The 25,146-nt window shown below is 70.5% G+C and carries 23 protein-coding genes; 12 read left to right on the top strand and 11 right to left on the bottom strand.

What is annotated here, in order from left to right; translation table 11 throughout:
• The first annotated feature begins 207 nt into the window (after positions 1 to 207).
• Both OG395_RS17150 and OG395_RS17155 read left to right on the top strand, forming a co-directional pair.
• A complete protein-coding gene (locus tag OG395_RS17150) occupies positions 208 to 4,557 on the top strand; it encodes a hypothetical protein (RefSeq protein WP_327243739.1) in 4,350 nt (1,449 codons plus the stop codon).
• Positions 4,554 to 5,423: a hypothetical protein gene (locus OG395_RS17155; RefSeq protein ID WP_327243740.1), complete on the top strand. Its 870-nt coding sequence runs from the start codon at positions 4,554 to 4,556 to the stop codon at positions 5,421 to 5,423. The genes OG395_RS17150 and OG395_RS17155 overlap by 4 nt, the downstream gene beginning before the upstream one ends.
• Before the next feature lie 82 nt (positions 5,424 to 5,505).
• On the opposite strand, the gene msrB is transcribed toward OG395_RS17155, so the two are convergent.
• The 4 genes from msrB to OG395_RS17175 form a co-directional block, all read right to left on the bottom strand.
• Positions 5,506 to 5,913 (bottom strand): peptide-methionine (R)-S-oxide reductase MsrB, encoded by a 408-nt coding sequence (msrB, locus tag OG395_RS17160; protein WP_327243741.1) that lies wholly within the window; start codon positions 5,911 to 5,913, stop codon positions 5,506 to 5,508.
• A gap of 10 nt (positions 5,914 to 5,923) precedes the next feature.
• Positions 5,924 to 7,318, bottom strand: coding sequence for a UDP-N-acetylmuramate--L-alanine ligase (murC, locus tag OG395_RS17165; protein ID WP_327243742.1), 1,395 nt, complete (start codon positions 7,316 to 7,318; stop codon positions 5,924 to 5,926).
• A 40-nt stretch (positions 7,319 to 7,358) separates the two neighbouring features.
• The gene (locus OG395_RS17170) at positions 7,359 to 7,811 is read right to left on the bottom strand and encodes an indole-3-glycerol phosphate synthase (protein ID WP_266980219.1); all 453 of its coding nucleotides are present in this window, start codon (positions 7,809 to 7,811) and stop codon (positions 7,359 to 7,361) included.
• A gap of 149 nt (positions 7,812 to 7,960) precedes the next feature.
• Positions 7,961 to 8,725, bottom strand: a complete 765-nt coding sequence (locus OG395_RS17175) for a pyrimidine reductase family protein (RefSeq protein ID WP_327243743.1) — start codon at positions 8,723 to 8,725, stop codon at positions 7,961 to 7,963.
• A 36-nt stretch (positions 8,726 to 8,761) separates the two neighbouring features.
• Here OG395_RS17175 and zapE point away from each other — a divergent pair, with 36 nt between their 5' ends.
• The 4 genes from zapE (at position 8,762) to OG395_RS17195 (ending at position 13,258) form a co-directional block, all read left to right on the top strand.
• A complete protein-coding gene (gene zapE / locus OG395_RS17180; protein WP_327243744.1) occupies positions 8,762 to 9,886 on the top strand; it encodes a cell division protein ZapE in 1,125 nt (374 codons plus the stop codon).
• 40 nt (positions 9,887 to 9,926) lie between these two features.
• The gene (locus OG395_RS17185; protein WP_326792858.1) at positions 9,927 to 10,352 is read left to right on the top strand and encodes an OsmC family protein; all 426 of its coding nucleotides are present in this window, start codon (positions 9,927 to 9,929) and stop codon (positions 10,350 to 10,352) included.
• A 149-nt stretch (positions 10,353 to 10,501) separates the two neighbouring features.
• Positions 10,502 to 11,881 (top strand): alkaline phosphatase PhoX, encoded by a 1,380-nt coding sequence (locus OG395_RS17190; protein ID WP_327243745.1) that lies wholly within the window; start codon positions 10,502 to 10,504, stop codon positions 11,879 to 11,881.
• A 474-nt stretch (positions 11,882 to 12,355) separates the two neighbouring features.
• Positions 12,356 to 13,258 carry a polysaccharide deacetylase family protein gene (locus OG395_RS17195; protein ID WP_442818758.1) on the top strand — a complete coding sequence of 301 codons (903 nt, stop codon included), beginning with the start codon at positions 12,356 to 12,358 and terminating at the stop codon, positions 13,256 to 13,258.
• A 9-nt stretch (positions 13,259 to 13,267) separates the two neighbouring features.
• On the opposite strand, the gene OG395_RS17200 is transcribed toward OG395_RS17195, so the two are convergent.
• Genes OG395_RS17200 through OG395_RS17215 form a run of 4 tightly spaced genes read right to left on the bottom strand, consistent with a single transcriptional unit; the run spans position 13,268 to position 15,703 of the window.
• Complete coding sequence (locus OG395_RS17200; RefSeq protein WP_266980225.1) at positions 13,268 to 13,459, bottom strand: hypothetical protein; 192 nt, start codon at positions 13,457 to 13,459, stop codon at positions 13,268 to 13,270.
• A 14-nt stretch (positions 13,460 to 13,473) separates the two neighbouring features.
• Entirely contained in the window at positions 13,474 to 14,142 is a 669-nt protein-coding gene (locus OG395_RS17205) for an ABC transporter (RefSeq protein WP_327243747.1), read from the bottom strand.
• Complete coding sequence (locus OG395_RS17210; RefSeq protein WP_442818759.1) at positions 14,139 to 14,981, bottom strand: ATP-binding cassette domain-containing protein; 843 nt, start codon at positions 14,979 to 14,981, stop codon at positions 14,139 to 14,141. The genes OG395_RS17205 and OG395_RS17210 overlap by 4 nt, the downstream gene beginning before the upstream one ends.
• A 44-nt stretch (positions 14,982 to 15,025) precedes the next feature.
• The gene (locus OG395_RS17215; protein ID WP_326792857.1) at positions 15,026 to 15,703 is read right to left on the bottom strand and encodes an AIM24 family protein; all 678 of its coding nucleotides are present in this window, start codon (positions 15,701 to 15,703) and stop codon (positions 15,026 to 15,028) included.
• Positions 15,704 to 15,775: 72 nt separating this feature from the next.
• Between OG395_RS17215 and OG395_RS17220 the strand changes: the two genes are divergently transcribed.
• From OG395_RS17220 to OG395_RS17240, 5 genes are all read left to right on the top strand, one after another.
• The gene (locus OG395_RS17220; protein WP_327243748.1) at positions 15,776 to 16,525 is read left to right on the top strand and encodes a peptidyl-tRNA hydrolase; all 750 of its coding nucleotides are present in this window, start codon (positions 15,776 to 15,778) and stop codon (positions 16,523 to 16,525) included.
• Between the two features lie 144 nt (positions 16,526 to 16,669).
• Complete coding sequence (locus OG395_RS17225) at positions 16,670 to 17,407, top strand: DUF4142 domain-containing protein (protein ID WP_327249367.1); 738 nt, start codon at positions 16,670 to 16,672, stop codon at positions 17,405 to 17,407.
• A gap of 133 nt (positions 17,408 to 17,540) precedes the next feature.
• Complete coding sequence (locus tag OG395_RS17230; RefSeq protein ID WP_327243749.1) at positions 17,541 to 18,878, top strand: multinuclear nonheme iron-dependent oxidase; 1,338 nt, start codon at positions 17,541 to 17,543, stop codon at positions 18,876 to 18,878.
• Positions 18,879 to 18,883: 5 nt separating this feature from the next.
• On the top strand, positions 18,884 to 19,894 hold the full coding sequence (locus OG395_RS17235) for a TIGR04222 domain-containing membrane protein (protein WP_327243750.1): 1,011 nt from the start codon (positions 18,884 to 18,886) through the stop codon (positions 19,892 to 19,894).
• Positions 19,895 to 19,978: 84 nt separating this feature from the next.
• On the top strand, positions 19,979 to 20,764 hold the full coding sequence (locus OG395_RS17240; RefSeq protein ID WP_327243751.1) for a TIGR04222 domain-containing membrane protein: 786 nt from the start codon (positions 19,979 to 19,981) through the stop codon (positions 20,762 to 20,764).
• Positions 20,765 to 20,846: 82 nt separating this feature from the next.
• On the opposite strand, the gene OG395_RS17245 is transcribed toward OG395_RS17240, so the two are convergent.
• From OG395_RS17245 to hemG, 3 genes are all read right to left on the bottom strand, one after another.
• On the bottom strand, positions 20,847 to 21,254 hold the full coding sequence (locus tag OG395_RS17245) for a VOC family protein (protein WP_327243752.1): 408 nt from the start codon (positions 21,252 to 21,254) through the stop codon (positions 20,847 to 20,849).
• A gap of 571 nt (positions 21,255 to 21,825) precedes the next feature.
• Positions 21,826 to 22,539 carry a hydrogen peroxide-dependent heme synthase gene (gene hemQ, locus OG395_RS17250; RefSeq protein WP_327243753.1) on the bottom strand — a complete coding sequence of 238 codons (714 nt, stop codon included), beginning with the start codon at positions 22,537 to 22,539 and terminating at the stop codon, positions 21,826 to 21,828.
• Positions 22,540 to 22,543: 4 nt separating this feature from the next.
• Positions 22,544 to 24,031 (bottom strand): protoporphyrinogen oxidase, encoded by a 1,488-nt coding sequence (gene hemG, locus OG395_RS17255; protein ID WP_327243754.1) that lies wholly within the window; start codon positions 24,029 to 24,031, stop codon positions 22,544 to 22,546.
• A gap of 127 nt (positions 24,032 to 24,158) precedes the next feature.
• Between hemG and OG395_RS17260 the strand changes: the two genes are divergently transcribed.
• On the top strand, positions 24,159 to 25,139 hold the full coding sequence (locus OG395_RS17260) for a DUF4349 domain-containing protein (protein WP_327243755.1): 981 nt from the start codon (positions 24,159 to 24,161) through the stop codon (positions 25,137 to 25,139).
• The last annotated feature ends 7 nt before the right edge of the window (positions 25,140 to 25,146 follow it).

Consider the following 25,146-nt stretch of genomic DNA (forward strand, 5'->3'; position numbering starts at 1 on the left):
CGGGGGTTCAACTCACGTTCGGAGCCAGCCGTGGCCCTACCTCTCCAGCGGTGGAGGGCCCGAAGCGGCCGGAGTGATCCAGCTCCGATGGATTCCGTCTCGAAGCCGCCTTCAGCTGGCACAATGCATCGAACGTGCGCGGGAGTTGACGGGGCGGGATGTGCAATGCGGCATCAGGCGTTGGTGGTCGGGGTCGAAGGACCGGCCGTGGACCCCGCCGAGGATTCGCCCCCGCCGTGGCAACCGCTCCACTTTGCGGACTCGCACACGCGACGGGTGCGCGAGACGCTGGAGAAGCAGTACGGCTACGTTCTCTTGGAGCCCGAACACGACCCCGTGTCCACTGCCGCCGCGTTGGAGGATGCGCTCACGCACGCGGTCAGGAGCAAGGCCGACTTCACCGTCATCCATCTCCTTGCACATGGGGAGCCCATGTGCAACGGCTACGACATACAGGCAGTAGGCGGAGACGGCCATCTCACCGAGCCGCTCACCCGCTGGGTCAACATGGCGGAGGCCCGGGCAGCGGACGGCACGGGCGTTCCGGCCGTTCTTCTCATCCTCGACCTGTGCCACTCCGGGGCGGTGGTGACCGAGCACCTGCGGTCGCTGGTCCGGCCGGAACGCCGTCGCGTCTGGGTGATCGCCGCCTGCCACTCTGACCAGAGCGCCTACGACGGCCGTCTGAGTGTCGCCGTCAACGAAGTACTCAGCGGATTCGCCTCCGGAGCTCTGAAGCTCGACGCGTCGATGCCGTACATCCCGATCGGTAGGTTCTGCCGCGAGGTAGCCCGCCATGTGGAGTCCCGGAGCACGGCCGGGCACGAGCAAACCGTCGAACGGCCACTGGCCCCGGTCGGTGCGGATCTCCCCCACCTGAAGTTCTTCCCCAATCCTGGATACGAGCCGGCCCGCACACACCGGATCGCCGGCGTGGATCCTGCCGTGTACAGGCTTCTCGATGAAGTGGCCGACGCCCGCCACTTCGTGATCCGGGCCCATGGCGCCGACAGCGCCTTCGGTGACCTCGGAGCCCCGTCCTTCACGGGCCGGAGCGATGAACTGCGGGAACTGGCAGGGTGGCTCGAAGGCCGGGGACCCTCGTTGCGCGTCGTCACCGGCGTACCCGGAGTCGGCAAGTCCGCTCTGATGGGTACCTTCGTGTGCGCCGCACATCCTGTACTTCACGAGGTCACCGAGCAGTTGTGGCAACCCTCAGGGGGCGACATACCCGAAGCCACCGACGGTCTCGCGATCGTGCACGCACGGCGACGCACCGTACAGGAGATTCGTGACTCGCTCGCCGCCCAGTGGAGACTCGACGCCCCCGACCCTGCCACGACATGGACGACGGACCAGCTCATCACCGCGCTGCGGGCCGAGCCCGAACCGCCTTGCCTCGTCATGGACGCAGTGGATGAAGCCGAGTATCCGGCCGATCTCGTGAGCACCGTGCTGCTGCCGCTGGCCTCCGGACTGCGAACGGACCGGAGGCCGCTGTGCAGGATGCTCGTCGCGACACGTCCGGAGGCGGCACCGCGGCCACTCATCGAAACGGCGCGTGCGCAGGGTGGGCTGACAGACCTGGACAGGGTGCCGCCCTCACGGCTCCGCAAGGACCTGGTCCAGTTCGTACGACGTGTGCTGCGTCCACTGGTGCCCGGAACAGCTCCATGGTGTTCGCTCCCGACTGCCGAGGGTCTGGGCAACGCGCTGGCCGACACCTTGTTGAGAGGGGCACGCGAGTGGGGCGAGTTCCTCGTCGCCGGGCTCTACCTGCGGATCCTCCAGGAACAGGGGACACCACCTGGGACGACGGCTCAAGCCGCAGAACTGGGCGGTGCCGTACCCCATAGCCTCGACGCGGTTCTCGACCTTCACCTACGCCGGGATCCCCGGCCCGGCCTTCACGAGTTGCTGGCCGCACTGGCCTGGGCCGAGGGCGCGGGGATGCCCGAGGACCTCCTGACCCACGTGGCGAACCCCGGACCAGAACTGTCCGCAGAAGATCGGGCGACCACCGATGAACTGCTGCGGGCCGCGCGCTTCTACATCCGCCGCAACGTCGACGGCGAAGGCACACCGCTCTACCGGCTCTTCCACCAAGGTCTTGCCGACCGCCTCCGCGAACGCCCCGTCCTGGACGCGTCCACCGTCTGGGAGCGCCTCCTCGCAACCGTGGGCACGAGCAGCTCCGGCCGGCGTCGGTGGGAAAGCGCGGAGCCGTACCTGCTGCAGCACGCCGCCCGCCACAGCGCGCTCGCCGGCAAGCTCGGCGAACTCCTCGAAGACGGCGACTACCTAGTCCACGCGGCGCCTGCACCACTGGCAGAGGAGCTGTACCACGGTGAACACGGCCCGCACGGAGCCGTCTATCTGACCTCGTACGGCGCCCACCACGACAGTCCGCCCGAGCAGCGCCGCGACATCCTCGCCGTCGACGCGGCCCGGCACCAGCAGTGGCGCCTGGCCGCCGACCTCGCACGGGATGCAGGACGTCACATTCTCTGGACCGCTGGGCGGTCGCTCCACTCCGGCCTCCTGACGACACTGACCGGTCACCGCGGCAAGATCTGGGACCTGAAGACCCTTGAGATGAACGGGCGGCCCCACGCGCTTACCGCCGGACAGGACGGCACAGCCCGATTGTGGGACCTCGACTCGGCGGCGACGACGCTCGAACTGGATCACCGAGGCTCTCCGGTGGGCGGTGTGGTCGCCGGGGCGGTCGACGACAGCACGCAGCTCGCCGTGACCGGCTGCGACAGCGGCGAACTGCGGGGGTGGGACCTGTCCACGGGCCAACTCCTCTGGACGGCCCAAGCACATCGCGGGCCGATCTGGTCCATGGCGGGCCTGCAGTACGAGGGGATACCTGCAGTGGCCAGCGCGGGAGAGGACCGGACGATCCGCTACTGGGAAATCGCTACCGGAGAACCGCTGGCCACCACCGAGTTGACGGCCGTCAATGGCCGTGTATGGCAATTGTCCCGCGTACCGGTCGACGGTAAGGGCGACTGTGTCGTTGCCTGCTACGACGACTGGGTCAAGGTCCTGAGCATTGACGGCGAAGAGGTCGATCTACCGCACAACAACCCTGCACGGATGTCGTGCTATCGCTATCTCGACCTGGGAGAGGGCCCCGAACCAGTGGCAGGAGATCGGGACGGAATCATTTGGGTCGGTACCGACGAGGGCCTTGAGCTCCTCAACGAGGACCACCCTCATGCCGACGCCGTAACCGATCTCGCTGCCGTGCCACTGGCCGACGCCACGTACATCCTCAGTGCGAGCGCAGACGGTGTCGCCCGGCTGAACCCGACTTTTGGTAACGGCCGCCGACGGCAGGTCGCCAGCCACACCACGGCGATCACCCGGATCGCCGTGGTGTGCGGGCCCGATCGAACTCGCATCCTCACCGCAGGCAATGGTGGGACTGTCCGTGTCACAGACGCCTCCAGGCGGGAGGTGCCGCAACGCTACTCCGGTCACACCCACGCCATCAACGCGCTGGCCGCCCTTCCCGACGGCCGTTTGATCTCGTGCAGCAAGGACGGAACGATGGTCTTGTGGTTGGCAGACGGTGGTATCGAACGGCGGGTCGCCCTCTGGCACCAGGCGGACTACCCGATGCCCGACGCAGCCACCGGAATCGCGCTCGTAGAAACCGGCGAACACCCGCGCGTCCTCGCCTCGTGCATATACAACGGGGTCACCCTGTGGGACACGAACACGACGGATGAGGACCTTGAGGAAGGTCTTGGCGTTGGAGACGCGTCCGCAATCACGACCACCGAAGTACGTGGAACCAGCTACGTCATCCACGCAACCGGCCGCGGCGAGGTCTTGATGTCGAACGCCGCCCATGTGAACCGGGCGACCCCGTCACCGGACGTCGACTCCAGTGACCCTGCCTGGGCAGAAGGCGCTGAACGAACCCTGCTGTCACCCTCCGAACCGGTATTGCCGGAAGGCGACATCTCTGACCCGTCATGGGCGCGAGAGGTGGAACGCGTCGTGCACGCCTCGGCCATGGCTGAGCGATGCCTGTGCCTGGCTGCCACCCCCACCCACGTCCTCGCTGGGTACGGCTCCGGCAAAGTCCGGTCCGCACACCTCCTGGGTGCACCGCGACCACAACTCCTCACCCGGCACCCCACCGCCGTCCACACCGTCGCCGCCCTGGACATCGACGGGCTGACCTACGTCGCCAGCGGTGACGCCCAAGGTGAGGTACGCGTAACCACTCTCGATGCCACACGGACGTTCACGCTGAACGGCCACACCCGAGCGGTCTTCACCTCGGCACCGGTTCTCCTCGACGGCCGCCCTCACCTCTTCACCGGCGGGCTCGACCGCTCCCTACGTCTGTGGGACCTGAGAAGCGGCAGCCAGGTCGACGTCTTCTGGTTCCCCGACACCGTGTTCGCCATCGTCGTCGCTCCTGACGGCGCCCTGTACATAGGGGTCGGTCCCGACATCGTCCACCTTGCACCGGACGGCCGACGCCTCCCGTACCCGGAGCCAACCTCTGACCGAAGGACGACCCTCCGATGACTGCCATGGTCGCCGTACACGGCGTGGGCCACTTCCTCTCCGCCGTTCCGCCGGGAGAGATCATCACCGCGCGCTCGGCAGTCTGGGCCAAGGACCTCGCAGTCGGCCTCGGCACTACCGCTGAGCACCTCCCCGTCACCTACTCCTACTACGCCCACCATCTCCACCAGGGCAGGCCCGTCGCACAGGGTGCCGACAACCTCGAAGCTCTGGTGCGCGAGCATCCGGACCTGGCCGAAGGCATTACTCACTGGGCCAAATCACTGGACGAATCCCTGGACTTGAAGCTGCCGCCACCCGCAACGGCTCAAGGTCGGCTGGCCGTTCCACTCCGGCAACTCGTCGCCATGATCTCCGAGAGTCTGAGTCTCGACGGCCGCCTGACCCGCGCGTTCATCGCCACCTTCTTCCGCGACGTGGTGCGCTATCTCGATGACGCCGATGCCCGCGCCGCAGCCCGCGAAGAGGTGGCGAGCACCATCACCTCCACGGGGGCCCGCGTGGTGATCGCCCATTCCCTCGGGAGCGTCGTCGCCTACGAGGCCCTCCACGCCCACCCGGAGATCGAGATCGACCTGTTCCTGACACTCGGCTCCCCGCTGGCCCTGCGTCACGGAGTCTTCGACCGGCTGTCACCGGCCCCGGCAGACGGCACCGGGCAACGCCCGCCCGGTGTACGCCGATGGGTCAACCTGAGCGACCACGGAGACATCGTCGCGATCCCCCGTCCGTTCAAGCAACGCTTCCCGTCGGTGGATCTCGATCTGACGGACAGCATCGCCCCGTTCGACTTCCACCGTGCAGCTCCCTATCTGAGGTCCGCTGCGGTGGCTGCGACGTTGGCGCCGTTTCTTCCCGCCCCCTGACACACGGCTTGATGAAACGCGAAGATGCCCGCACAGGGCCCCCTGTGCGGGCATCGGCCGGACCATCGTCAGTCGACCACGGTCACTGCCCGCCCGGCGTCAGCCGCAGCGAGATCGAGTTGATGCAGTAGCGCTGGTCCGTCGGGGTCGGGTAGCCCTCGCCTTCGAAGAGATGCCCCAGGTGGGAGCCGCACTTCGCGCAGCGGACCTCGGTGCGGACCATGCCGTGTGAATGGTCGGACACAAGTTCCACCGCGTCTGAGTTGCGTGCATCAAAGAAGGACGGCCAGCCGCAGTGCGACTCGAACTTCGTGTCCGAGCGGAACAGTTCGGCGCCACAGGCCCGGCAGGAGTAGACGCCGGCCGTCCTGGTGTCGGTGTACTCACCGACGAAGGCCGGTTCGGTGCCGGCCTGGCGCAGGACCGCGTACTCGGCGGGCGTCAGCTCCGCGCGCCATTCCTCGTCCGGCTTCTCGATGTCGTACGACACGGTCGCTCCCTCAGCTCGACAGGTGGTCCAGGATCTGCGGGCCGAGGTCTGTGACGTCGCCCGCCCCCATGGTGAGAACCAGGTCCCCGGGCTTCGCCATTCCCGCGATGACCTCCGGGACCGCCGCCTTGTCGTGGACTGCGGTGACATCGGCGCCGGCCGTCTTCGCCGCGTCGATGATCAGGGCGCTGGTGATGCCCGGGATCGGGTCCTCGCGGGCCGGGTAGATGTCCAGGACCACGGAGGCGTCGGCGAGGGCGAGGGCCTGGCCCATCTCCGTACCGAGCTCCTGGGTGCGGGAGAAGAGGTGGGGCTGGAAGACGACCAGGAGGCGCGAGTCGGCGGCGGCGCCGCGCATCGCTTCGAGGTCGGCGGTCATCTCGGTGGGGTGGTGTGCGTACGAGTCGATGACCTGGACTCCCGCCGCCTCGCCCTTGAGCTGGAGGCGGCGCTTGACGCCGGTGTACGTGCCGAGGGCGGAGGCCAGGTTGTGGGCCGGGATGCCCAGCGCGACACCGGCGACGAGAGCGGCGACCGCGTTGAGGGCGTAGTGGCGGCCGGGGACGGACACCGTGAAGGTGAGGTACTTGCCGTTCAGGACGACCGTGACTTCGCTGGTCAGACCGCGCGGGGTGACCTTGTGGACCCGTACGTCGGCTGTCTCGGACTCGCCGTACGTGACGATGTTGAGCGACGCCAGGTCGCGGACCCGCCGCGTCAGCTCGACCGCGCCGGACTGGTCGGCGGAGACGACCAGGGTGCCGCCGGGAACGACCTTTCCGACGAACGTCTCGAAGGAGTCGTAGATCTCTTCCATCGAGGCGTAATTCGCGTGGTGGTCCAGCTCGGCGTTGAGGACGATCGCGACCTCGGGGTCGTACTTCTGGAAGCTGCGGTCGCTCTCGTCGGCCTCGGCGACGAAGATGTCGCCCTCACCGTGCCTGGCGTTCGTGCCGGGGCCCGCGAGGTCGCCCCCGATGGCGTACGACGGGTCGAGGCCCAGCTCGGACAGGGCGACGGCCAGCATCGACGTGGTGGTCGTCTTGCCGTGGGTGCCCGCGACGGCGATCGCACGCAGGCCCTGCATCAGCGAGGCGAGCGCGTCGGAGCGGTGCACGACGGGGATCGACAGCTCTGCGGCGCGCCGCAGCTCCGGGTTGTCGGCGCGGATGGCGCTGGAGACGACCACGCAGGACGCGTCGTCCGCCAGATGGGCGGCGGCGTGCCCGATGTGGACGGTCGCACCCAGCGCCCGCAGTGCCTCGGCCGTGCCGGACTCCTTGGCGTCGCTGCCCGCGACCTTCGCGCCGCGCCGGGCGAGGATCTGTGCGATGCCCGACATTCCGGCGCCGCCGATGCCGATGAAGTGCGGCCGTTCCATGGCGGCAGGAATACCGGGTGCCATGCGTGTGTCTCCCCAGAAGTCGTTGTGAGTGGCCCCCAGCCTATTCGCTGTGCGCGAAGAGCTTGAGCACCGGTACGCCGACCTTGTGCCGGGCCCGGGAGGCCCAGTCGCGGTGGAAGAACTCCTCCACGTAGTGCGGGGCGGTCAGCACGATGACCTCGTCCGCCCCCGCCTCGTCGACGACGGACTTCAGCTTGTCCAGCGGGTGGTCCTCGACCACCTGTCCGACGGCCTCCGAGCCTGCCTGGCGCAGGGCGGCGAGAGATACCTCGAGTGCCAGTTCGGCGGGTTGCCTGGCGTCCTTGCCCTCCGGCTCCTCGAGCTCGCGGGCGGCTTCCTTCAGCTCGCCGATCGCCACGTCGTCGATGGCGCGCAGCAGTACGTCGGCCTGGTCTCCGCGTGGCTGCATCAGTACGACGAACGAGGTCTCTTCCTCCCCGTGCAGGGTGGTGACGAACTCGACGTCCTCGGAAGTGAGGGGCTTCTCGATCATCAAAACGCTGGTGAACACCTCGGGCGCCCTTCTGCTTCATCGACCCTCGACGGCCGCTGCTGAAACCATCCTTCCCCGTACTCGCACGGGGTCTGCGTGAGTCATTGTGCCCACCGGAAGCTAACCGGAACGGGAAATTCCGCCGATTGTCAGATCCGACGGTACCGAGTGAAGAGGAACCCGGCCTCTTCCAGCATCGAAGCGAGGGTGAATCGTTCCGGCACCGCCACCGAGGGGCCACCCGTGATCCGCTGGGCGTCGCCGGCGGTCAGCATGGGCGAGAGGGTGAGACAGAGCTCGTCCAGCACCCCGGCGGCCACGAACTGACCGAGCAGCCGGGGCCCGCCCTCCGCCAGCTGCCGCCTCAGCCCGCGGTCCGCGAGCTCCCGCACGACCCTGGCGGGGTCCACCCGGGAGCCCTCCCCCGCGATCACCACCTCGGCCCCCGCGCTCCGGGCCGCCTCGATCCGGTCCGGCGGCGCACCGGCCCCGGTGACCACGAGGGTCGGGACGAGCGGTGAGACGAAGAGCGGCAGCGAGAAATCCAGGTCCAGGCTCCCGCTGACGACGGCGATCGCCGGAGCGGGTCCCTGCCCGGCCGCCGCCCGCCGCGCGGCGAAGGCGTCCCGGGCCCTGGCGGGCCGGTACCCCTCCATCCGTACGGTCTCCGCACCCACCACGACCACATCGGCCAGCCCGCGCAGCGTGCCGAAGATGCGCATGTCCGTGTCGGACGAGATCGGCTGCGAGCGTCCGTCGTGCTGCGCGGCGCCGTCGAGTGTGGAGACCATGTTGGCGCGCAGCCAGGGGCCGTCACCTGCCGGGTACGCATAGGCGTCGGCGAGCTCGTCCAGACTCCACTCCCCTCCTTCGGCAGCCGGTGTCGGGTCGGTCACAGGGAAGAGGCGTCGCATCCGTGCAGTCTCGCACGGCGCTTAAGCTTGAGAGCTGTGTCGTCATCCACCGCCGTGCCGGGGCAGAGCCCCATAGCCGAAACGGCCCCGCTGTCCCTGTGCGCCCTTGAGCCGCACGTCCCCGCCGACCGCCTGGTCGCCGAGATGGTGCCGCCGCCGCGCTTCGACACGGTGCGCTTCGACACGTACGTCCCCGATCCCGACCAGCCCAGCCAGACCGACGCGGTGAAGGTTCTCGACGAGTTCGCGCACGGGCTCGGCGGGGCGCACGCGACGGGTGCGGGCAAGAAGGGGAGCGCGCGAAGCGGATCCTCTGAGGGGTGGTGGCGGTTCGGCAGGAAGGCGGCACCGGCCTCCGGGCCGCGCGGTGTCTATCTCGACGGCGGGTACGGCGTCGGCAAAACGCATCTCCTCGCCTCGCTCTGGCACGCCACACCCGCCGCTCCCTCGCTGAAGGCGTTCGGTACCTTCGTCGAGCTGACCAACCTGGTGGGCGCGCTGGGCTTCCAGCAGACCGTGCAGACGCTCAGCGGGCACCGGCTCCTGTGCATCGACGAGTTCGAGCTCGACGACCCGGGTGACACCGTTCTGGTGTCGTCGCTGCTCAGCAGGCTGGTCGAGGCGGGGGTCGCGCTCGCCGCCACCTCCAACACACTGCCCGGCAAGCTCGGCGAGGGGCGCTTCGCCGCGGCCGACTTCCTGCGGGAGATCCAGGGGCTGTCCTCGCACTTCCGGCCGCTGCGGATCGACGGCGAGGACTACCGGCACCGCGGGCTGCCCGAGGCACCGGCGCCGTACTCCGACGAGCAGGTCACGAGGGCCGCGTACGCCACCGAGGGCGCCAGCCTGGACGACTTCCCGTCGCTGCTCGACCATCTGGCGCGTGTCCATCCGAGCCGGTACGGCGCGCTGACGGACGGCATCCGGGCGGTCTGCCTCACCGACGTGCAGCCGGTGCCGGACCAGTCGACGGCGCTGCGGCTCGTCGTGCTCGCCGACCGGTTGTACGACCGGGAGGTCCCGGTGCTCGCGTCGGGGCTCCCGTTCGACCGGCTGTTCAGCGACGAGATGCTGAACGGGGGGTACCGGAAGAAGTACTTCCGGGCGATCTCCCGCCTGACGGCGCTGGCGCGCGACGCAAAGGGACTGGTGGCGCAGTAGGTTCGGGTGCGGTAACTCCACCCATCCGAAGGGATCCAGCATGGCAACCACGCGTCAGGCACACACGGTCTGGGAAGGCAACCTGATCGAGGGCAAGGGCGTTGTCACCTTCGACTCCTCCGGCATCGGGGACTACGCGGTGTCGTGGCCGTCGCGCGCGGAGAAGGCGAACGGCAAGACCAGCCCGGAGGAGCTCATCGCGGCGGCGCACTCCAGCTGCTTCTCGATGGCCTTGTCCAACGGTCTGACCACGGCCGGCAACGCGCCGACCCGGCTGAACACCCAGGCCGAGGTCACTTTCCAGCCCGGCACCGGCATCACCGGCATCCACCTCACCGTGCAGGGCGAGGTGCCCGGTCTCGACGAGGCGGGCTTCATCAAGGCCGCCGAGGACGCCAAGGCGAACTGCCCGGTCAGCCAGGCCCTCACGGGCACGACGATCACGCTGACCGCGTCGCTCGTCTGACCGCACGGGCGGCCCCGCGGGTGATCCCACGGGCCCCCGCGGGCCCGTGACGCGCACGAGGCTCAGTGACCCGCATGGTTCCCGCGCGACGAAACGCGTGGTACACACATGCGGGTCACTTCTCCTGTCCGCCAGCAGGGAGTTGCCTCATGTCATCAACTGCGTCTCGACGACTCGCAACACGACGCCAGGTCCTGGCAGGCAGCGGTGCGACCGCTGTCTCGATCGCCTTCGCCGGGGCCTTCTCCGAACTCTTCGCGGGCACCGCGGCCGCCCGTGGCCACAGCGGCTACGGTCCGCTGGTCCCCGACCCCGACGGTCTGCTCGATCTGCCGCAGGGGTTCCGCTACCGCGTCCTGTCCCGGGAGGGCGACCAGCTCCGCTCCGGCGAGGGCCGGGTCCCCAGCAACCACGACGGCATGGCGGCGTTCACCGGCCACCGAGGCCGCGTCCATCTCGTCCGCAACCACGAGAACCGGGTCACCGCGAAGATCCCGGTCCCGACCGTCGACGGCCTCACCTACGACCCGATGGGCAAGGGCGGCTGCACGGCGCTGGAGCTCGACAGCCGGGGCGCGGTCCTCGGTGAACGCGTGGCCATCGCCGGCACGGCGGTGAACTGCGCGGGCGGCCGAACCCCGTGGAACACCTGGCTGGCCTGCGAGGAGACCGAGGACCGGGCCGGCACCAACGGCTACGCCAAGGACCACGGCTTCATCTTCGAAGTGGACGGCGCCGACCCGCGCCGCACCGGAGCCGTGCCGCTCACCGCGATGGGCCGCTTCCAGCACGAGGCGATCGCGATCAATCCGAACAACGGGATCGTGTACGAGACGGAGGACGCGTTCGACAAGCCGTTCGGGCTCTTCTACCGCTTCCTTCCGGAGAAACCGCTCGGCGGCACCGGCTCGCTACGGGCCGGCGGCGAACTGCAGGCGATGCGGGTGCCCGGTGTCCCCGACCTCTCGGTCATCCAGGAGACCGGTGCGAGCTTCGACCGGATCGAGTGGGTTCCCGTACCGGATCCGCAGGCCGCCGGAACGCCGATCCGGTTCCAGGACTTCGGCCCGAAGGGCATCACGCACGCCCAGAAGCTGGAGGGCTGCTACTGGGGCGGCTCGTCGGTCTACTTCGTCTCCAGCTTCGCGCAGAGCGCGGCGGGCTCGGCTGCCGACCACTTCGGGCAGGTGTGGCGGTACGAGCCGAAGCGGCGCCGCCTCACGCTGGTGGTCGTCTTCGGTCCGGGTACGGACGTGCAGTTGCCCGGTGAGTCCCCCGACAACATCTGTCTGACGTCCGACGGCGGGCTGATGGTGTGCGAGGACGGCAACGGCGCCCAGCATGTGTTCGGCGTGACGCGGCACGGCGAGGTGTACGCGATGGCGCGCGGCCGGCAGAACATCGGGACGGCGGAGAATCCGGAGTGGGGCGAGTTCGCCGGGGTCACGTTCGCGCCGGACGGCGCGACGATGTTCGTGAACTGCTACACACCGGGGACGACATTCGCGGTGACGGGTCCTTGGCGCTGAGAGCCTGTCGGGTGACCTTCGATCGGATAGCGGACGCGGTCTGGTGCGTGCGATTCCAAGGCGGCGGGATGTCCTCGGATGGGGTCTCCCCTGCTCGAACGAAGCCGAGAGCCTGGGGAAGGAGCTACTAGGACATTTCGGCAACGCGGGAAGCGTGCGTGCCAGGGCGTGGCCGCCCGATCAGAGGTCACCCGACAGGCTCTGAGGCGCTGAGCGGTACGGGGGCGGTGCGGTCCGCCGCCCCCGTACCGGAGCGGGCGTCGGCCGCTGCCGGTCGGTGAAGGCCCCGTCCGCGGCGCGCAGGCGCGGCCGCGCGGCGGCTGCTCGGCCTCGCGCGGATTTCCTGCTCGACGGCCGCGCGCGACTCGACGGGCCGGGCAATTCCGGGGACGGATTCGATCCGGAGGAGCGCCGCACCGGGCTCATCCCGGGACGATCGACTACTTTCCATAAGTGACCAACTCTGTACGAAAATTGACCGCAGTGGCCACTTTGAGTGTCACTCTGAGCACTGTTCTGATCGGCTGCGGTGCTGACACCTTGTCAAAGAGCGCGGGTTCACACGTCACCCACGCCCCCCGGCAGGCACAGTCCGCCACCCCGCCGCCGTCACCGTCCGTGAAGCCCACGCCCGCGGAGAACCAGCCACCCACGATGGCACCGGACCGGGCCGGGCTGACACCGGTCTTCAAACGCGCGCGGAACACCACGGACAAGGTCGTGGCGCTCACCTTCGACGCCGACATGACAGCCGACGAGGGTCCGCGCGCAGCCGCGGGCGAGCACTTCGACAACCCGGAGCTGATCGCGCTGCTGCGCCGCCTGAAGGTGCCCGCAACCGTGTTCATGACGGGGCGGTGGGCGGACGAGTACCCGACGCAGGCCCGGTCCATCGGCACCGACCCCCTCTTCGAGATCGCCAACCACTCCTACAGCCACTACGCCTTCACCTCGCCCTGCTACGGACTTCCGGTCCTGGGCAAGGCCGATATGCGCGCCGACGTGGAGCGGGCCTTCAGGGCGATCCGGAAAACGGGCGCGCTCCATGTGGTGCCGTACTTCCGCTTCCCCGGCGGCTGCTACGACGATGCGGCGCTGCGCACGCTGGCGTCCGAGAAAGTGACGGCGGTGCAGTGGGACGTGGTCAGCGGCGACGCGTTCGCGACGAACGCGAACGCGGTGGCCGAGCAGGTGCTGGCCGGAGTGAAGCCGGGGTCCCTGGTCGTCATGCACTGCACGCGCAGCGCCGCCCCCGTCACGGCCGAGGCCGTGGGCCAGGTGGTACCGGAACTGCGCAGGCGCGGGTACCGCTTCGTGAAGGTCTCCGAGCTGATGGGGAGCCGACCGGACGCCGGCCGGACGCCGCACACCCCCTGACGACAGCAGCTAGCCGGAGCAGGCCGTGCGCTGTGCCTCCTGCCATTCGCAGACCGGGCAGAGCGTGATGCCCTTGACCGACTCCGGGTACTCGGTCGGCTTCCGGCACAGCACGCATTCGGCGTACGGGGGACCGGAATCCGCCGGCACGGGCCTCGTGTCGGGCGTCTCGCAGTACGGCTCGTCCAGGCGCTCGTCCATGCCTGGGAGCCTACTCATCCGCGCAGCGAAGTGAGCCTGCAGACGACCGCCGCCACCGCGCAGGCCGCCGCGGCGGCGCAGATCAGGGGCAGGACGGGGATGTGTACCGCTCCGGTCAGCGAACCGGTGACCAGTCCCGTGACCGCGTACTTCGCGGGCGATCCGGTGGTCACCAGGGACAGCAGGGCGGCGAGCGCGGTGGTCGCGACCGACCAGCCGCGACGGTGCACCACCGGGCGGGTGCACAGGGCGCCGACCGCCGCTCCCAGCAGCGCGCAGCAGGCGGCGGCGAGCAGCCCGGCGAGTGCGGCGGGCAGCAGCGGGACGCGGACGGTGTGGTCGGCGTTGGCCGGATCGCTGATCAGCAGCACGATCGCGGTGGCCGCCGTGCCCAGTAGTCCGGCAGAGCCCACTGCGGTGAGCAGCGATGCCAGATGGACCCGCGGCTGCCCCGCCACCGCGGCGGCGACGGTCCGGGCGGCGGGTGGTTCCTGGGTGGCACAGAGCTGGACGAGCCAGGCGGTGACGGGCAGGAGCGCGGCGGCGGCGTAACCGAGCGAGTCGAGCACGGGCTGCCCCGACTGGACTCCGACGGCGAGGAAGACGGCGTACAGGAGAACGGGGGCGAGCCAGCGCTGGGAGCGGAGCAACAGGGCGGCCTGGTAGCGGATCAGGGCGGTCATCGTGTCTGCCGGGCCTCTGACGGTTCGGTCCGGGGCGCCGGTTCGGGTGCCGCTGCCGCCGACAGGTGTGTGATGTGCCAGGACGGGCGGGCTGTGAGCAGAGCGCGCAGGAGTGCGTCGGAGTGCACGGCCGCGACCGTGAGCCGGACGGTTCCGTCGGTCCGGGGCTCCTGCACCGGTGCGCCGGGCAGCCCCGGGGGAAGGGCGGCCCCGAACGCGCCTTGGACCTCGATGCGTACCCGCGGCCCGGCCGTCCCGTCCCCGGTCTCCGCCGCCGTCACAGGGACGAGCCGGTGCCCCTCGATCCGGTGGGTGACGTCGACCGCCCCGGCCAGCCGGCGCGGATCGTGGTCGACGAAGACGACGGTGGCCCCGGCCGTGACCCGTTCCGCGACCGCGCGGTCCAGTTCGCCGCGGGCCGCCGTGTCCAGGCCGGTCCAGGCCTCGTCCAGGACCAGGAGCTCCGGTTCGGCGAGCAGCGCCTGGGCGACGGCGACCTTCTGGCTGGTGCCCTTGGAGAGTTCGGACAGGGGGGTACGGGCGTGGCCGGCGGCCCCGAAGCGCGCCAGCCACTCCTGCGCCCGCCCGGTCGCCTCCGGGGTCCGCAGACCGTGGATCCGCCCGAGGTGGACGAGGTAACCGGCGGCGGTGAAGGGCAGCGCCGCCGGGAAGCGCTCGGGGACATACGCCGTGCGCGGCCGTCGGCCGGTGATGCGGCCCTCCGTCGGGGCGTCGATCCCGGAGATCAGCCTCAACAGCGTCGACTTTCCCGTGCCGTTGGCGCCCTCGATCCGGACCAGGGTGTGTGCGGGCAGGTCGAGGTCGACCCCGCGCAGCACCCATGGTCCGCCGAGGCCGTACCGTCGGCCCACTCCTGTCAGGTTCAGTTGGCCGACGCCTTCTCGGGCTTGAGCTCGCTGGGCCGGACGATCACGAACCCCTCGCCCTGCAGCATCAGTTGGACCGCCTCGCCGGAGCCGCCGCGGATCATCGAGCCGATGCTCTGCGAGCGGTGCAGCGAGGTGCTGAGCTGGGCGCTCCAGCCGACGACCGCGTCGGTGTCGACGTACACCGGCTGCTGCGCCGTGACGGGGATCACGATCGGGTGACCCTCGCAGATCAGGCCGAGCTTGCCGTAACCGCTGAAAACACTGTTGAAGAGCCCGCCGCCGGCTATCCCGGCGCCCTTCACGGTCTTGATCTCGTACGCGAGGGTGGGGTCGAAACAGAGGACGTTGCGGCCGTTGACGGTGAGGACGTCGCCCTGCTCCATGTCCACGATGAAGCAGTTGGCGGCCTCGTGCGCGAACCACGCCTCGCCCTGCCCCCGGACCGCCATCAGCGGCAGCCCCTCGCCGGTGACGGCGCGCTTCAGCATGCCGCCGAGGCCCTGGCCCTTGCGCTCGAACTGGAGATTGCCCCGGAAGGCGATCATCGATCCCTGGCGGGCGTGCATCTCGCCGTTGACGGCGTACTTGATGGACTTGGCGTTCTGCAGGGTCATTCCAGGGGCGGTTGCTGGCTGGACCATGTTCTCGCTGGAAAAGAGATCGCTCTTCATGCGGTGCATCCTCACCCGGACCGTTTCATTCCGCCAAGGAGCCGGGGCCGGGCGACTGGCAGACTGGGACGAGTGAGCAGCAACGACACCTTCGCACCCCAGTCCCCGTCCGGCGCCCCGGCTCCCTCGGATTCCCCGTTCCACTCCGAGCCGACCAGCCGCGACGAGGCACCGCAGTACGTGCTTCCGCTGGTGGTGCACATCGAGAAGACCGACCCCCCGGCCCGCACCGACGCGCTGCACACCGCCGCCCGCGCCGTCCTCGTCATGCTCTCCGACGAGCGGTCGGTCGGCGAGGGCGAGTGGGCGCAGGTGATGCGCGACTGGCAGGACGCCCGGATCCGCAAGGTGGTGCGGCGGGCGCGCGGCGCGGAGTGGCGCAAGGCGTCCGCGCTGCCCGGCATCACGGTCACGGGTGAGAGCGCCGAGGTGCGGGTGTTCCCGCCGGTTCCGCTGGACGGCTGGCCGAAGGAGTTGGCGAAGCTCCAGGTGTCGGGGACGGACCTGGACGACCCCGAGCCGCCCGCCGCACCCGACTCGTCCGGCCCGGTGCTCTGGCTGAACCCGGAGCTCGACATGTCCGCGGGCAAGGAGATGGCACAGGCCGGGCACGGTGCGCAGCTCGCCTGGTGGGAGCTGTCGGATACGGAGCGCAAGGTGTGGCGGGAGGCGGGCTTCCCGCTCTCCGTCGCCACCCCGGACACCACCCGCTGGGCGGAACTCACCGTGAGCGGACTGCCGGTGGTGCGTGACGCCGGGTTCACGGAGATCGCCCCGGGATCCTGCACGGTGGTCGCCGACCATCCGGCACTGCGCCGCTGAACACTTCGGTGCGCCGATACGTATCTCCCGATACTGCCGTCACCGGCACTACTGACCAGTATCTTGAACGACCAGTCAGTCGCCGGTCGTTGGAACCGGACGGTTGATTCGACGCCGTCACGCCTCGGTCCGGGAGAAACCTTGTTGCGACGCATCAACGGAACTGCCCTCATCATCGCGGCACTTGTCGCCACGCTCGGCGCGCTCGCCTACCCCGTCTGGTCCTACGCCGACCGTTCCGGCACCGGTCAGGCCAACCTCAACGCGTCGTCCGTCGCAACGCAGTGGGGACCGCTCTCCGCGACCGACCGGGACTTCCTCGTGAAGGTGCGCCTGGCCGGCCTGTGGGAACTGCCCGCCGGGCAGCAGGCCATCCAGCGCGCGCCGAGCGAGGCGGTCAAGGCCGCCGGGGATCATCTGGTGGTCGGGCACACGGATCTGGACCGCCGGGCCCGGGACGTGGCCGCCAAGCTCGGGGTGGAACTGCCGAACCAGCCGAACGAGCAGCAGCAGGGATGGCTGCGCGAGCTGACAGCGGCGAGCGGCGAGGACTACGAGCGGAAGTTCGCCAATCTGCTGCGGGCCGCGCACGGCAGGGTCTTCGCGCTGATCGCCCAGGTCCGGAACACCACCCGCAATTCGCTGATCCGTCAGCTGGCGACCGACGCCAACCAGACCGTGCTCGACCACATCACCATGCTGGAGGGCACCGGCTTCGTCGACTTCGACGCGATCGCCCGCGAAGCGGCGGGCGCGGCGACGGCCAGCCCGACCGGGCCGCCCCCGCCGTCCGGGGGCGGGGTGCTGCCGCTGCCGGTGCCCGCGGAGCCGACCGGGGACCAGTCCTTCACCTCGCGTCCGTCCACGATGCCGATGCCCTGAGCGGGACCGCACCGGTCCACGCAACGGTCCCCCTGGCCGGAACCTCAAATCCTGCTCTGAACGTCCCCCTCTTCGGATTGCGCGCTGCCCGTCGGGGCCATCACCCCTGCAGGTAGTGGAGGAGGGGGACACCATGGAACTGGGAATCGGCATCGGCTGGCGGCCGGAGATCGCGGATGCGGTGGAGGCACTGCCGGGGATCGGCTGGGTGGAAGCGGTCGCGGAGAACCTCTGCACCGACCATCTGCCCGACTCCCTGGTACGGCTCCGCGCCCGCGGCGTGACCGTCGTCCCGCACGGCGTCTCGCTGGGGCTCGGCGGGGCCGACCGCCCCGACCCCGGCCGGCTCGCGGACCTTGCCGCGCGGGCCACGCTGCTGGGCACACCCCTGGTCACGGAGCACATCGCCTTCGTACGGGCCGGGGGAACACGTACCGCGTCGCCGGGGCTCGAAGCGGGCCACCTGCTGCCCGTGCCGCGGACCTGGGACGCGCTGGACGTCCTGTGCGAGAACGTCCGGATCGCGCAGGACTCGCTGCCGGTGCCCCTGGCGCTGGAGAACATCGCGGCGCTGATCGCCTGGCCGGGCGAGGAGCTGACCGAGGGCCAGTTCCTGGCCGAGCTGGTCGCACGCACCGGGGTCCGGCTACTGATCGACGTGGCCAACCTGCACACCAACCACGTCAACCGCGGCGAGGATCCCGCGAGAGCGCTCGACGAGCTGCCGGTGGAGGCGATCGCGTACGTGCATGTGGCGGGCGGCATCGAGAAGGACGGCGTCTGGCACGACACGCACGCCCACCCGGTGACCCGGCCCGTCCTCGACGTGCTCGCCGAACTCCGCTCGCGGGTCGACCCGCCGGGCGTACTGCTGGAGCGCGACGCCGACTTCCCGCCCACGCAGGAGCTGGCGGGCGAACTGACGGCCATCCGCGCCACGCTGGACGCGGCGGGGAAGAAGGGGCCCGGACAGGGGCAGGGAGCCGGAACGTCCGGAGACGGTGTCGCCCGGATCGGGACCGCCGGGCACCTCACCGCTTCTTCCCCCGGGCCCGCGACCGATGCCGCCCGCGACCGCGCCGCCGTCGCCCAGACCGCGCTGCTCTCCGCCCTCGTCGCCGGTACCCCCGCCCCCGAGGGCTTCGACCCCCGCCGCCTCGGTGTCCAGAGCCGCGCGCTGGCCGCCAAGCGGGCCGATGTCGTCGCCAAGGTAGCGCCCGAGCTGCCCGAAATCCTCGGGGACGGCTTCCGGCGCGCCTTTCTCGCGTACGCCAGGACCCGCCCCATGGCCGCCGGATACCGGCGCGACGCATTGGACTTCGCCGAGCAGTTGCTGATCGCCGGGCGCCCCACCGACGACGCCGCCCGGCGCCGGCTGACCACCTGGTGGCAGGACCGCGCGGCCTCCAGGCCGCCCCGCCGCACGACCCGGCTGGTACGGGCCGCCCGCGCCGCGCTCGTCGGGAGGTGACCGGAATGAACATCGTCGCCCTGCTGGTGACGCTGGCCGTCGCGGTCTCCTCGACCCTCCTGATCGTGGGGATCTCGAAGGCCCGGCGCGGCCCCGGTGGCCCCGCCCACGACCTCTACGAAGTGGCATTCCTGAACGGTGGGCCCGGCAGGGTCGTGGACACCGCACTCGCCGCCATGCAGACGGACGGACGTCTGGCGGTCGGCGGTCCCGGCATCGTCTCCGTCCAACGGCCGACCGCCCACGACCCGGTGGAGCGAGCCGTTCTCCAGGAACACGCCGCCGCCCCCAGCGGTGCGCTGCACACCCTGCGGGATGCGGTGATGCGGCACCCGGCGGTGCAGGAGATCGGTGACGGACTCGCGGCCCGCGGACTGCTGGCCGCACCGGAGGCCACCGTGAAGTGGCGCCGCTGGGGCCTGTTCCAGGGGCTGGGCTGCCTGCTGGCCATCCCGGCCTCCTTGGCGGTGACGGTGTCACAGTTCATGGCGGAGTCCGACGAGCTCGACTTCTCCCTTCCCTTCATCGTCAAGGTGTTGCCCGCCCTGTTCGTCGGCATTCCGATCGGGCTGATCTGCGCGGGCGTCGCCCGCGCCCGGATCACCAGGGCGGGACGGCACGCCGCCGAGCAGTACCGCGCCGCCCATGCCTACACCGCCGAACCCGCCCACCTCGTGGCGAATCTGGGGCTGCGCGCACTGCCCGATCCCGTACTGCGGGCGCAGTTGGCGGCGGCCGCACGGATGCGGACGGCCGGCAGGATGCGGCCGATGTCGCCCTCTCACTCCTCCTCCGGCAGCAACGACCACTTCGTCGCGACGGTGTGGTGCGCCGGTTCGGGCGGTTCCGGCTCCGGCTGCGGGAGCTCCAGCGGTACGCCGGGCGGGGGCAGCGGGTGCGGTGGCAGTTCCGGATCCAGTTGCGGCGGGTCGGGCGGCTCCGGCTGTTCCAGCAGCAGTTGTTCAAGCAGCAGTGGATCCAGCTGCGGGGGGTCGAGCTGCAGCAGCAGCTCCTGACGCCGGCACCTCGCACGCGGGTCCGAATTCCGAATACTGAACAGGCCATGGCGCTCCCCCGCCCGCCTCGCATAGAACTCGGACATGCTCTGGGTTCTGTTGCTGCTGGTCGCATCGGGTGCGGCGGCTCTCTCCTGCCTCCGGCTCTGCCTCGCCGCCGCAGCCGTCGACCGGGCCCGGGACCCCGGTGATGTCGAACTGACCTTGTACGAGACGGCGTTCCTGGCCGGTGGCCCGCACCGGGTCGCCGATCTCGCGCTCGTCACCATGCATCTGCGCAGGCGCCTGTTCCTCGCCCACACCGGGTGGGCGACGGTCGTCGACCCGGAGGGCCGGGACGAGGTCGAACGGACGGTGATCCGTGCCATCGGGCCGGCGGGGCAGTCGCTGATCCCTCCGATACGTGCGGCCACCGCCGCAGCCGATGCCGTGCGCGCCCTCGCCGACCGGCTCGTCGCCGCGGGTCTGGCCCTGCCCGGCGGCGAACGGACGGACCTCGCATCGGCGGTACGCATGGTGCGCGGCGCGGCGCTGCTGGAGGTCGCGATGGCCGGTGCGGCGCTGCTGCTGCCCGGTCAGGAGCAAGGCCACGGCGGTCCGTTGACGACCGAGTGGGTCTGGTTCGGACTGCCGCTCGTCATGACGCTCGGCTGCCTGGTCATCGCCCGGTTGGAGATCCATCCGTGGGACTCCTGGGCCTCTCCCACGGGACAGCGGCTGCTGGACTCGTACGCCGCCCCGGCGGGCGGCGCGGACCGTGACGTGCTGGCGGCGGTCGCCGTACGAGGGGTCGGCGCCGTCGACGATCCGGCTCTGCGGGCCGCGCTCACGGGCGACGGCCGCACAGCACACCGGGACCCTCACCTCTGACGCGAACACCCCGGCCGGTGAGGTGGCCGGCCGGGGCCGCGAACAGCACCTCGCGCTCGATGTCCGCCGGTGCCTCCCCCGGTCACTCGGCGATTTCCCAGATGTGGCCGCCGGGGTCGCGGAAGCTGGCGGTCCGTATGCCCCAGGGCCGGTCCATCGGTCCGTTGAGCAGCGTCACACCACGCGTGGCCAACTCCTTGCACATCGCGTCCACGTCGTCCACGGTGAGGGTGAGCTGGAGTCGGGATCCGGTGTCGGCAGCCGCGACGCGCGCGGGCTCGATCAGCTCGTGCGCGGCAGGGGCCCTCAGCAGGTTGATGAGGGTGTTCGCGAAGCCGAATACGGCCGAGTCGTCGTCCTCGTAGGTCACCGGCAGCCCGAAGACCTCCCGGTAGAAACGCTTCGTCGTGTCCAGGTCCTCGACGAACAGGGTGATCGCGCTGATGCCCCCGGGCCACGCTGTATCGCTCTTCTTCTCGGTCACAGTCACCGAGGATCTCCGAATGGGCGATGCCGTGTACAGGGGGCGGTCCCGAAGTCTTCCCGCGAGGACCTGCGGCGGCGCCGGTCACACGGCAGCTCGGCTTCGTCCGGACCGGGGCGGCCGGGGGGACAGAAACGGTGACCGGACCGAACCGGACACGCCGCGGTTCGGCGCACAGGTGATCCATGGCTCATCTCGTCTTCGGCAGCAAGGATCCGGCCGACGCGTACGAGCGGGCACAGCGACGGTGCGCCCGGTCGGCGACGATGAACGGGCGCACCGGCCGTCGGCTACGAGGTACGGGGCGAAGCCGTTCCTGGCCGGTGAACGCTCGTGCGGCGGGGCGGCACGGACCGTCGTGCCCCCGCGGGAACATGCGAACGGCCCACACGGAGGCAGGCCGGGGACCTGCGGGGAAGGGCGGTGCGCTTCCCCGCAGGTCTCGGGAACGCCGCAGGCCGAAGCCCTCGGCGAACCCGAAGCCGAACCCGGTGTCGCTGGAGCGGCAGGCAGCGCACAGCCGTGCGCCGGCGCCCGCCGTCTGATCTTCCGGGTTGGGGTGGTCGGAGCCCGCTCGCTACGCGAGCCCGGCCACCAGGTCTGCGACGGACCTCCTGCGGCCCGTGTAGAAGGGGACCTCCTCGCGGACGTGCATCCGCGCCTCGGAGGCCCGCAGATGACGCATGAGGTCGACGATGCGGTGCAGCTCGTCGGCCTCGAAGGCGAGGATCCACTCGTAGTCGCCGAGCGAGAACGAGGCCACGGTGTTGGCGCGGACGTCCGGGTAGCCGCGGGCCATCTTGCCGTGGTCCGCGAGCATGCGGCGGCGGTCCTCGTCGGGCAGCAGGTACCAGTCGTAGCTGCGCACGAAGGGGTACACGCTGATGTAGTTGCGCGGCGTCTCGTCGGCGAGGAACGCCGGGATGTGCGACTTGTTGAACTCGGCGGGGCGGTGCAGCGCCATGTTCGACCAGACCGGCTCCAGCGCCAGGCCCAGCCTGGTGCGCCGGAAGAGGTTGTACGCCTCCTGCAGCTCGTCCGCCGTCTCCGCGTGCCACCAGATCATGACATCGGCGTCGGCACGCAGGCCGGACAGGTCGTAGGTGCCACGGACGGTGATGTCCTTGGCCGCGAGCTGGTCGAACAGCTCCTGGACCTCGTCGGCGTAACCGGCACGGTCGGCGGGCAGCACATCGCGCAGCTTGAAGACGGACCACAGCGTGTAGCGGATGACCTCGTTGAGGTCCTTGGCCTTCTTACCGGCGTTCGGAATCTTCTCAGACGCACTCATACGGCTATTGTCCCGCCTCGCTCCGTGTGCCCTGAACCAGGGTCCCAGTGGCAATGATCTCTCCCGCGGTCCCGCCCGCGATGTCCGCGACGATCTCGTCCGCGGCCCGGTGGGCGCCGGCGATGCAGGCGGGGATGCCGACCCCGTCGTACACCGCTCCGCAGACTCGCAGGCCCGGCAGCTTGGCGACCTCGTCGCGGATCCGGGCGACCCGGGTCAGATGGCCGACGGGATACTGGGGCAGGCCGCCGATCCACCGGGTGACCTCGGTGTCCACCGGCTTCGCGGCGAGTCCGGTGGCGTCGGCGAGGTCACGGAGCGAGACGTCGACGAGTTCGGTGTCCTCGCGGTGGAGATGGTCCTCCTCGCCGTACCGGCCGACCGAGGTGCGCAGGATGAACAGGTCGGGGGCGGCGTCGGCGACCCACTGCCACTTGTGGGTGGAGAAGGTGGAGGCCTTGATCGTACGGCCGTCGACGGGCGGTACCAGGAAGCCGGAGCGCCCGTCGAGGGCGCCCATGGCCGCCACGTCGGAGCGCCGGAACGCCAGGGTGACCAGCGCCATCGACGCGTACTCGACGCCCGCGAGCTCGGCGGATGCGGTCGGGGACTCGGCGGCCAGCAGCGTCGACGCGGACCAGGCGGGGGCTGCGAGGACGATGCCGTCGGCGGCGATCACCCGGGTGTCGGTGCGGACGTCCCAGCCGTCGGCGGTACGGGTCAGGCCCAGGACGGGCGTGGCGGTGAGGATCTCGCCGCCTCCGGCGCGCACGGCGTCGGCAACCGCTTCCGGCAGGGTGCCGATGCCGCCGTCGATGCCCTGGAAGACCGGGCCGGTCTGCTGCCGGGCTGCGGCCTGCCGCTGGATGCGCTGCACGCCGTCGAGCAGCGAGCCGCCCTCCTGGACCACCTCGAAGAGCTGCGGCACGGCGGCGCGCATCGAGATCCGGTAGGCGTCGCCCGCGTAGACGCCGCCGAGCAGGGGCTCCACGAGCCGGTCGACGACCTCGCGGCCCAGCCGGTCGGCGACATACGCGCCGACCGCGACATCGTCGCCGACCGCGGTCGGCGTGAGGTCCCGTTCCTGCGCGATGCGGGCGAGACCCTCCGGGGAGATCACCCCACTGAGTACTGCGGGGTCGCCCGGGACACCCATCACATGCCCCTTGGGCATCGGCCGCAGATCGCCCCGCGTCCAGACCGACGCGGTGGCGGTGGCGGGCGGCTGAAGCCGGTCGCCGAGCCCGACGGCGCGCGCCAGGTCGACCGCCTCGGGTCGTCTGGCCAGCATCGACTCCGCACCCAGATCGACCCGGGTGCCGGCGATCTCACCGGTCATGAGCTTGCCGCCCAGCCGGTCGGTCGCCTCCAGGAGCGTGACCCTCAGTCCTGCGCCGATGAGCCGGTGGGCGGCTGCGAGTCCGGCGATGCCGCCGCCGATGACGACGACATGACCCGTACCTGTGTCCACGCGGTGTGTTGAACGCTGCATGCCTCCACTCTCTCAAACCTCTTCCGAGTCCTGACCGTGACCGCTTCGAAACCGGTAAAGGGCAACCCGCACCCCCGTCTCGCACGTCGAACCGACACCATCAACCACCCGCCCAGGGGGAGCAGTTATGCAGAGAGCGCGTCATTCGAGCCGTTCGTCCACCCGTCGTCCGCGCGCGGTGCTCGCCGCCGGGATGCTTGCCGCGCTGCTCGTGCTGAGCGGCTGCGGCGGCGCCGACGACAGCTCTGACAGCAAGAGCATGGCGGACTCCGCGGACAACAAGGCGGCAGCTCCTGCGGAGCGCGCCGACTCCGCCGGCGGGAAGTCGGACCGGGGTGCCACCGACGGCAGCCCGGCTCGGTCGACCGGGTCCCCCGCGCTGACCACCACCCATGTCATCCGGAAGGCCTCGCTCTCCGTGGAGGTGAAGAGCGTGCCGAAGGCCGCCGCGGCGGCCCGTTCGGTCGCGGAGGATGCGGGCGGGCTCGTGGCGAACGAGTCCACCGACCGGATCGACGACCTGCGCGAGACGTCGCACCTGGTGCTGCGGGTGCCGCAGGCCGAGTACGACGCCGTGCTGCGGAAGCTGGCGGGCGGCGGGAAGCTGCTGTCCCGTACGTCGGAGGCCAAGGACGTCACCGATCAGGTCGTCGACGTGGAGAGCCGGATCGCCACCCAGCGGGCGAGCGTCGCCCGGGTCCGGAAACTGATGGACCGGGCCGAGAAGATTGCCGATGTGGTCGCCCTGGAAGGGGAACTGAGCAATCGCCAGGCAGAGCTGGAGTCGCTGCTCGCCCGGCAGGAGTCGCTCAAGGACCGCACCACCCTGGCGACGATCACCCTCGACCTCTCCGAGCCGGAGTCGGCGGCTCAGGGCGCGGACGACGACGATCCGGGGTTCGTGGACGCGCTCGGCGGCGGCTGGCACGCGTTCGTGACCATGGTGAAGTGGATCGCGATGGCGGTGGGTGCGGCGGCGCCGTTCCTGGCGGCCGCGGCCGCGCTGCTGCTGCTCTGGCGGCTGGTGCGCACCCGACTCCCCCGGCGGGCCACGCCCCGGGCGGCCGAGCACGCCCCCGTACCTCCGGAGACTCCGTCCGCTCCCTGAGGGCCGT

The sequence above is a fragment of the Streptomyces sp. NBC_01320 genome, assembly GCF_035974375.1.
Lineage (GTDB): Bacteria > Actinomycetota > Actinomycetes > Streptomycetales > Streptomycetaceae > Streptomyces > Streptomyces yanii.